At 52.9% G+C, this 4,254-nt stretch carries 4 protein-coding genes and 1 pseudogene; 4 read left to right on the top strand and 1 reads right to left on the bottom strand.

The features are described from left to right. The 4 genes from JHD74_RS25445 to JHD74_RS25460 form a co-directional block, all read left to right on the top strand. Positions 1 to 402 (top strand): glucose PTS transporter subunit EIIB (locus JHD74_RS25445; RefSeq protein ID WP_199063832.1); only part of this gene is annotated, 402 nt, incomplete at its 5' end. A gap of 46 nt (positions 403 to 448) precedes the next feature. Then, positions 449 to 1,630, top strand: a complete 1,182-nt coding sequence (locus JHD74_RS25450; RefSeq protein WP_199063833.1) for a MalY/PatB family protein — start codon at positions 449 to 451, stop codon at positions 1,628 to 1,630. A 218-nt stretch (positions 1,631 to 1,848) separates the two neighbouring features. Then, the gene (gene add, locus JHD74_RS25455; RefSeq protein ID WP_199063834.1) at positions 1,849 to 2,847 is read left to right on the top strand and encodes an adenosine deaminase; all 999 of its coding nucleotides are present in this window, start codon (positions 1,849 to 1,851) and stop codon (positions 2,845 to 2,847) included. Between the two features lie 230 nt (positions 2,848 to 3,077). After that, the gene (locus tag JHD74_RS25460; RefSeq protein ID WP_173409350.1) at positions 3,078 to 3,980 is read left to right on the top strand and encodes a LysR family transcriptional regulator; all 903 of its coding nucleotides are present in this window, start codon (positions 3,078 to 3,080) and stop codon (positions 3,978 to 3,980) included. 14 nt (positions 3,981 to 3,994) lie between these two features. Here JHD74_RS25460 and JHD74_RS26735 read toward each other — a convergent pair. Beyond that, positions 3,995 to 4,254: pseudogene (locus JHD74_RS26735) on the bottom strand (hypothetical protein); the annotation flags it as partial.

Here is a 4,254-nt window from a genome sequence, read left to right on the forward strand (position 1 = left end):
ACCAAGTGGTATCTGGTGCCGTTGGTAGCCGCCATCTGGTTCGTTGCCTACTATGCGATCTTCCGCTTCGCCATCCAGCGCTGGAACATTAAAACGCCGGGCCGTGAGACGGAAACCACCGCTACACAGAGCGCCCCTGTCGGTGCCGTGGGTAAATCCGGCTATAACGTGCCTGCTATCCTGGCGGCGTTGGGCGGTAAAGAGAATATCGTTTCGCTGGATAACTGCATTACCCGCCTGCGTATGTCGGTTAACGATATGAGCAAGGTGGATGATGCGGTGCTGAAAGCCAACCGGGCTATCGGCGTGGTGCACCTTAATGACCATAACCTACAAGTGGTTATTGGCCCACAGGTGCAATCGGTGAAAGATGAGTTAGAATCACTGATGGCCAACGCATAACCATCCCTCCGGGCGCAGCCTGCTGCGCCCTTGTTCGGAGTTTCACATGTTTGATTTTTCTACCCCGGTAGATCGTCACGGTACCTGGTGCACCCAGTGGGACTACATCGCCGACCGGTTTGGCACCGCAGATCTGCTGCCTTTTACCATCTCCGATATGGATTTCGCCACCGCCCCCTGCATTCTTGAAGCCCTGGAAAAGCGCCTGCAACACGGCGTGTTGGGCTACAGCCGCTGGCAGCATGAAGACTTTCTTGGCGCGGTGCGGCATTGGTATCAACAACGCTTCAATGCCTCCATCGATACGACCAAGGCGGTCTATGGCCCTTCGGTGATTTACATGGTGGCACAGCTGGTGCGTATCTGGTCGGCTCCGGGAGAATATGTGGTCACCCATACGCCAGCCTATGATGCGTTCTATAAGGTGATCCTGGGTAATCAGCGCCAGGTGTTACCTTGCCCGCTGCACAAAGTGGATAATGATTGGCAATGCGACATGGCGCATCTGGAAGCCCTGCTGGCCCGGCCGCAAACCAAGATCCTGCTGTTGTGCAGCCCGCAAAACCCCACCGGCAAGGTGTGGACACAGCAAGAGCTGGAGCAGATGGCAGAGCTGTGCGAACGCCATGACGTGAAGGTGATCAGCGATGAGATCCATATGGATATGGTTTGGGGGGAACATCGTCATACGCCATGGAGCCAGGTGGCTACAACCCCGTGGGCATTGCTGACTTCCGGCTCTAAAACCTTCAACATTCCGGCGCTCACTGGAGCCTATGGCTTTATCAGCGATGATAGCGCGCGGGATAGCTACGTTCAGGCACTAAAAACCCGCGATGGATTATCCTCACCTGCGGTGCTGGCGGTGGCAGCCCATATTGCCGCCTATCGCCACGGCGAGCCTTGGCTAGACGCGCTGCGCGACTATCTGCAAGATAACCTGACCTACGTGGCCGAACGGCTCAACCAGGCATTGCCACAGCTAAACTGGCAGCCACCGCAGGCCACCTATCTGGCGTGGATCGATATACGCCCGTTGGGCATTGACGACCGCGAATTGCAGCAGGTGCTGATCGAACGTGAGAAAGTCGCCATCATGCCCGGCTTTACCTATGGCGAAGAGGGCCGTGGTTTCCTGCGCTTGAACGTCGGCTGCCCACGCAGCAAGGTTGAAGCTGGGATGGATAAGCTGATCGCCGCGTTACAATTTGTCCTGGACGCAAAATAGGCTATATCGCCAGGGGCCGAGTGCCCCTGGTTTATGGTCTGACTGCACTTCTCCAAAACACACCTAGCCCAAGGTGACTTAGCTTTGCCCTAAACTGCGATCGGTATCGCAGTTTAATGTGATTTGAGTCACTTTTTCATGCAACGATATGGCTATTTTCATTCGTTTGTTTTTATACTGATCTGCACTTTACCTATACAAAAATAATGAGTGCCGCCATGATTGACTCCCGCTTGCCCCTTACCGATATTCACCGTCATCTGGACGGTAACATCCGCGCGCAAACCATTCTTGATCTGGGGCGCCAGTTCAATCTAGCCCTGCCCGCCAACGAGCTGGCTGCCCTGCTTCCCCATGTGCAAATCACCCATACCGAACCCGATCTGATGAGCTTTTTGCAAAAGCTGGACTGGGGTGTGGCGGTACTGGGCGATCTGGACGCCTGCCGTCGCGTGGCCTATGAAAACGTGGAAGATGCGGCAAACGCTGGGTTGCACTACGCCGAGCTGCGTTTCTCCCCTTACTACATGGCGATGAAGCACCAGCTACCGGTGGCTGGCGTGGTGGAAGCGGTAATTGACGGCGTTCGCTCTGGTTGCCGCGACCGCGATCTTGACGTGCGCCTGATTGGTATCATGAGCCGTACCTTCGGCGAAGCCGCCTGCCTGCAAGAGCTAGACGCTTTGCTGGCCCACCGCGACGGCATTACCGCGTTGGATCTGGCTGGTGATGAGCTGGGCTTCCCTGGCAGCCTGTTCCTCAGCCATTTCAACCGTGCTCGTGACGCAGGCCTGCGCATTACCGTTCATGCCGGTGAAGCCGCTGGCCCAGAAAGCATCTGGCAGGCGATCCGTGAGTTGGGTGCAGAGCGCATCGGCCATGGGGTTAAAGCAGTGGAAGATCCGGCACTGATGGATTACCTGGCGCAGCATGCCATCGGGGTTGAATCGTGCCTGACCTCGAATATACAAACCAGCACCGTGTCTTCACTGGCACAGCACCCGCTGGCCACCTTCCTACGCCACGGCGTGCTGGCCTCAATCAATACCGACGATCCGGCCGTGCAAGGCATCGAGATTGAGCATGAATACCACGTGGCGGCTCCACAAGCCGGATTAACCCCGCAGGAAATCCGCACCGCGCAGGAAAACGGCCTGAAGATGGCGTTCCTCAGCGAGCAGGAAAAACAGGCGCTACGCGCTAAAGTGCTTGGCTAATCCCCTGTTGCAGACTCAGCGGCCTTGCCCGTTGAGTCTGCTCTCAAGACCTTGCCCTGGCGGTTCTGGATATTCTCATCTCAAAACGCAAAACTCAGTAATCATGAGTGTTCGCTCTATAAGTATCAGACTATAGCCCCAGAATAAAATGTGTTATGGTTTATCTTTGAACTCATCATTTGCCCTCAACAGCATAAACGTCAGAAACGAAAGTTATAAATGGTGTGCATATGGACTTGTACAGATATACGGAAAACTTATCTCTATTTATTGATATTGCCAGAAATGGTTCATTTTCTTCTGTTGCACGCAGGCACGGGGTGAACCCATCCTCGATCATGCGCAAAATAAACAGGCTTGAAGATGTGATGAGGATAAAATTATTTATCCGTTCGCCCCGTGGTCTAATGCTTACCGATGCTGGAGAGGCCTTATATCTTCGATCAATAAAAATCCTTGATGCTCTCTGTGATATGTATAGTGAAATCGGCTCAATGAATACAGGGCTTAAAGGAACTTTACGTGTTAGCTGTTTGCCCACCTTCGCCAAACTTCATATATTCCCATGGCTATCTGAGTTCAAGAAAAACTTCCCTGATATTGATCTTGCGTTGGATTTGACTGAACGGTTGACTAATCCATCGATCGAACGGCTTGATGCCGTCATCAGAATTGGTCCCCTAAAGGACAGCGTACTGTATGCCACTCATATTGCGGACCAGTATTGGATAGCATGTGCAAGCCCGTTTTATCTGCAGAACCATGGTCATCCAAGCGGACTTGATGAACTTGAAGGGCATCATCTACTAGATAAATTTCAGGATCCCTATTCGATATGTTGGCGGAGGGTGATCTATCAGGATCCCGAGAGGAAGCACCATATCTATTTACGCTGCAATGATTTTGACGCACTGCGTATTTCGGCTGTCCATGGATTAGGTATTGCATTCCTTCCTAACTGGGTAGTCGGTACTGATATTAACGCAGGGCGGCTCGTGAAAGTCTTTGATGATCCTCAACGGCAGACTCAGGAAATCCACCTATTACGTGCCGAGCCAAAAGTCTCCCCTAGGCTGACGGTGTTTCTTCAGACGCTACGTAAACACCTAGCCAACGAATTGGGGAAACCTTAGACATAATCCTCATATTACCACGAAGGGGGAGATGGCCGCCGGAACAAAGACAGCATCCCTGTGAAGTTGAAGAACATGACGATCAGGGAGGTGATAACGCCAAGCAACGCAATGCCAAACCATCCAAATCGCAGGCTTAGCTCTGCACCTATGTATGTGCCAAAGGCTCCGCCTAGAAAATAGCAAAACATAAAGACAGTATTGAGCCGACTGCGAGCGGTTTCCGACAGTGCCAAAGCACGTAATTGATTGCCAACTAAGCCTGCCCGTCCCC

The organism is Serratia sp. ASV30 (assembly GCF_016428815.1).
Lineage (GTDB): Bacteria > Pseudomonadota > Gammaproteobacteria > Enterobacterales > Enterobacteriaceae > Chania > Chania fonticola_C.